This is a genomic window from Staphylococcus sp. HMSC077D08 (assembly GCF_001837945.1).
Lineage (GTDB): Bacteria > Bacillota > Bacilli > Staphylococcales > Staphylococcaceae > Staphylococcus > Staphylococcus epidermidis.
Map to the genome: position 1 here is coordinate 1 of NZ_KV834756.1, position 4,240 is coordinate 4,240.

Genomic DNA, 4,240 nt, shown 5'->3' on the forward strand with positions numbered 1-4,240 from the left:
TTAAGTGCTTCTTGAAATACTGGTCTATTTTCAATAGATTTCCCAGACTGTTTTTCTGTAAATATTTTTTCAGCCCCAAACGTCTTTAAATTTTCAAGTTGTCTTTCTAAATTTTGATCGATCGATGATACTCACGCATAGCCAACAATCATTGATTTTCACCTCATAATTAATATACACCCTAACCATACATTTTAGTTGCTATAAATTCAACAATTATACATGTATGATTAGGGTGTATTTTGTTTAACTTTTACTATTGTTGAAAGTTAAGTTGTATTTACTTATCATTCTTTCGATCTTCTATTTTATTGAGATAGCGATAAATTGTTGTACGTGAAACTTGCCATTGTTCCGCAATTGTCTTAATCGGTGTACCATTATCATATAGTGTTTTGAGTAGTTTTAAATCTTTATTATTTAGCTTTTCTGGTCTCCCTCCATAGCGTCCTCTAGCGCGAGCTGCAATTCGACCAGCTGAAGAACGTTCTAAAATTAAGTTACGTTCAAATTCTGCAAATGCTGCGAATAAATGAAATAACAATTGTCCTGTAGAACTTGATTTATCCATTGTTATATTTTCTTCTAAACTATGAAAACTCACGCCTCGATTATTAAGTTCATTAACTAATGTGATTAAATCTTCCATATTACGCCCTAGTCTATCTAGTCTCCAAACAACAATCGTATCTCCTGCCCTCGCAAATTCAATGGCTTTATCTAAACCAGGACGTTTACTTTTTGATCCACTTATGTGGTCACTAAATATCTTTTCACAACCATATTGATTTAATTGATATTCCTGCAAATTTAAATTTTGTAAACCAGTTGAAACTCTTGCATAACCTATTTTCAAAATACAAACCTCCTATATCCATCATTAGTGTACCATAACTTAAATACGAGCACTTTTGTGAACATAGATTTTTTATTGGGTTTCTGAACATAAAAATAAATGTAATCCTCACTTATTTCGACATAAAAAGAGAGTGTACAGAAAATGGTTATTTTCTGGACACTCTCATATTTAATAAAATATTTTAAATGTTATTAACAAAACTAATTTAATAAGAGTCAAGCATAGTTTACATATGTATTATGTTTGAAACATATCTCTAATTACTTTTTACTAATATCATTTAAAATGTCTCGCAATTCTTCAATTTCTTTGTTATTTAATTCTTCATTTTTCGCAAAATTCAGCACTAAACTTTTCATGTCCCCTCCATACAGTTTATTAAGAAAGGTTTTAGCAGTTTTCATTTTAATATCGTCTTCTTTAATATTTGATGAGTAAAAATAAATATTCTCTGATTTGTATCGTTTTATAATCTCTTTTTTATATAGTCTTGTGATTAATGTTCTAATCGTTTTATCGCTAACTTCTTTATATTTTTGAATTTCAACTACAATTTCATTAGCTGATACTGATTTTTTATCCCATATTATATTCATAACATCCCATTCAGCCATAGATATTTCAACTTGCTTATTGGCCATTTAAAACACCCATTTCTTTTAATATTTTTTCACTGATTAATTCAGCATTTTTCCCAGACGGCTTTCCATCTGATAAATGTGTAGCAAAATAATACTTATCATGATTTGTAATTACGTAACCTACAAACCACCCATTATTATACTTCCCGTTTACTATACCTGTACCTGTTTTCCCATACAGTTCATACTTTTCATTTTTCTTAATCAATAATGAAGAAGATAATTGATTCTTTGCTTTTTTACTAAAATGGTTATTTTGTTCCATCATATTTTTAAAAACTATTACTTGTTCAAGATTAGATATTTTCAAACTATCTTCCATCCAATAGCTTTTATAACTTCCCAAGTTTTCATTACCATAATTTAATTGCTTGAGTTGAGCCGCAGTATAGTTCTTTGGTATTTGATTACTAATACGTTCGAAGTACCAATTAACTGAATTTTGCATTGCTGTATTTAAATCTTGTTCCTTATTCCAAGACTCGAAAGGATAATGTTTATGATTCCATGACATACGTGAATTTTTATCACTTATGATATGATGGTCAAGTCCAAACATCGCTAAATAAATTTTATAAGTTGAATCAGGAGAATATCTCTTTCTACTTTCTTTTTCATTATAAATATAGTATTTGTCTTTCTTCATGCTGTACATGACGAAAGATCCACTATTTGAACCAAAATTTTTACTTTCATCTAAAATTTGGTGATCGTTCTGTAAGGGCTTTTTATAATTATAATCAGTTATGGATTGCCCCATCAAAAACTGGCTTTGAATTACCATGAGCAAAAAAGTAAAAATACAAATAAAAATTGGAATTAATTTGGACTGTTTTTTCAAATTGGCTTCTTTTATATTAATTAATCTTCTTTTGAGTAATGACTTTTTACCATTAAATGAATGGCTTAATATATTTTTATTAAAAAATGGAATATTTAATACGGAGTCCATAATAGATTCCGCATAAGTTTTAAATTCATTTTTGTTAATATTATTAAGAACAAATCTATCGGCTTCTACTTCATTGTCATGAATTATCTTTCTTTTTACAATATGTATTAATGGATTGTAACTCATAACAATAGAGAAGATATTAAAGATAATTAAATGTAAAGTATCTCTATTTTTAGCATGAGCATATTCATGCAATATTATATATTTTAGTCTTTTGTCAATTACACTTTTAAAATATGAACTAGGAATCAAAATAATATATTTCCCATACCAAAAAGTTATTGGAGATTGAATAGTCTCTGCTTTTCGAATCACAATATTTTTTTTATATTGATGGTTGAAAAGTATCGTATCTATTTTATTTTTTTCATTTTCGTTTAGATAAAGTGACTGTCTCTTTAAATATTTAAGATATAATAAGGATTTCAAAAATTTAAAACTTAAAATAATAACCAAAACTATCCAAATAACTGTGCAGATATTATCAATTGAATCCCAATTAAACTTATGGATATCTGTTGTGAACTCTTGAACAGGTTTGGTGGTATTTATGTTATGGTTCAAGTCGTGTGACCTACTTTCAACTGTGGGCGATTGATTATTCACATTATTAAATTTTATAAAAGAGAATTTAATTGGGATAAAAGGAATTAATCCAGCAAGCACAGTTAGATACCAAACTTTATAATTTAAACTATAATTAAAATAGCGTTTTAATATATACCTAAAAAATACTAACAATAGAAATATAAAACAAAAGCTTACTACGCTCATTATTAGTAATTTAGCCATTTTGACACCTTCTTTCAATTATTTATAATAAACAATTGACACCAATATTACAATTGTAATATTATTAATTTGTAAAAATTACAACTGTAATATTGGAGGGTTTATTTTGAAAAAGTTAATATTTTTAATTGCAATTGCTTTAGTTTTAAGTGCATGTAATTCAAACAGTTCACATGCCAAAGAGTTAAATGATTTAGAAAAAAAATATAATGCTCATATTGGTGTTTATGCTTTAGATACTAAAAGTGGTAAGGAAGTAAAATTTAATTCAGATAAGAGATTTGCCTATGCTTCGACTTCAAAAGCGATAAATAGTGCTATTTTGTTAGAACAAGTACCTTATAATAAGTTAAATAAAAAAATACATATTAACAAAGATGATATAGTTGCTTATTCTCCTATTTTAGAAAAATATGTAGGAAAAGATATCACTTTAAAAGAACTTATTGAGGCTTCAATGGCATATAGTGATAATACAGCAAACAATAAAATTATAAAAGAAATTGGTGGAATCAAAAAAGTTAAACAACGTCTAAAAGAACTAGGAGATAAAGTAACAAATCCAGTTAGATATGAGATAGAATTAAATTACTATTCACCAAAGAGCAAAAAAGATACTTCAACACCTGCTGCTTTCGGTAAGACTTTAAATAAACTTATCGCAAATGGAAAATTAAGCAAAGAAAACAAAAAATTCTTACTTGATTTAATGTTAAATAATAAAAGCGGAGATACTTTAATTAAAGACGGTGTTTCAAAAGACTGTAAGGTTGCTGATAAAAGTGGTCAAGCAATAACATATGCTTCTAGAAATGATGTTGCTTTTGTTTATCCTAAGGGCCAATCTGAACCTATTGTTTTAGTCATTTTTACGAATAAAGACAATAAAAGTGATAAGCCAAATGATAAGTTGATAAGTGAAACCGCCAAGAGTGTAATGAAGGAATTTTAATATTCTAAATGGTTCTGTTGCAAAGTTGAATTTATAATATA

5 protein-coding genes are annotated in these 4,240 nt (G+C 27.4%); 1 reads left to right on the plus strand and 4 read right to left on the minus strand.

The window, feature by feature from the left end; translation table 11 throughout:
- From HMPREF2663_RS12115 to blaR1, 4 genes are all read right to left on the minus strand, one after another.
- Positions 1 to 122, minus strand: a 122-nt coding sequence (locus HMPREF2663_RS12115; RefSeq protein WP_256322877.1) for a recombinase family protein, incomplete at its 3' end; no start/stop codon positions are given.
- 158 nt (positions 123 to 280) lie between these two features.
- Positions 281 to 856: a recombinase family protein gene (locus HMPREF2663_RS03140; protein WP_002488854.1), complete on the minus strand. Its 576-nt coding sequence runs from the start codon at positions 854 to 856 to the stop codon at positions 281 to 283.
- 263 nt (positions 857 to 1,119) lie between these two features.
- A complete protein-coding gene (gene blaI, locus HMPREF2663_RS03145) occupies positions 1,120 to 1,500 on the minus strand; it encodes a penicillinase repressor BlaI (protein ID WP_001284653.1) in 381 nt (126 codons plus the stop codon).
- Positions 1,490 to 3,247 (minus strand): beta-lactam sensor/signal transducer BlaR1, encoded by a 1,758-nt coding sequence (gene blaR1 / locus HMPREF2663_RS03150; RefSeq protein WP_001096386.1) that lies wholly within the window; start codon positions 3,245 to 3,247, stop codon positions 1,490 to 1,492. The genes blaI and blaR1 overlap by 11 nt, the downstream gene beginning before the upstream one ends.
- A gap of 106 nt (positions 3,248 to 3,353) precedes the next feature.
- On the opposite strand from blaR1, the gene blaZ reads away from it, so the two are divergent.
- On the plus strand, positions 3,354 to 4,199 hold the full coding sequence (gene blaZ, locus HMPREF2663_RS03155; protein ID WP_000733274.1) for a penicillin-hydrolyzing class A beta-lactamase BlaZ: 846 nt from the start codon (positions 3,354 to 3,356) through the stop codon (positions 4,197 to 4,199).
- The last annotated feature ends 41 nt before the right edge of the window (positions 4,200 to 4,240 follow it).

What these genes read in the sequence shown, in the direction of transcription:
- blaI (WP_001284653.1), bottom strand. Translation starts at nt 1,500, where the DNA reads ATGGCCAATAAGCAAGTTGAAATATCTATGGCTGAATGGGATGTTATG.
- blaR1 (WP_001096386.1), bottom strand. Translation starts at nt 3,247, where the DNA reads ATGGCTAAATTACTAATAATGAGCGTAGTAAGCTTTTGTTTTATATTT.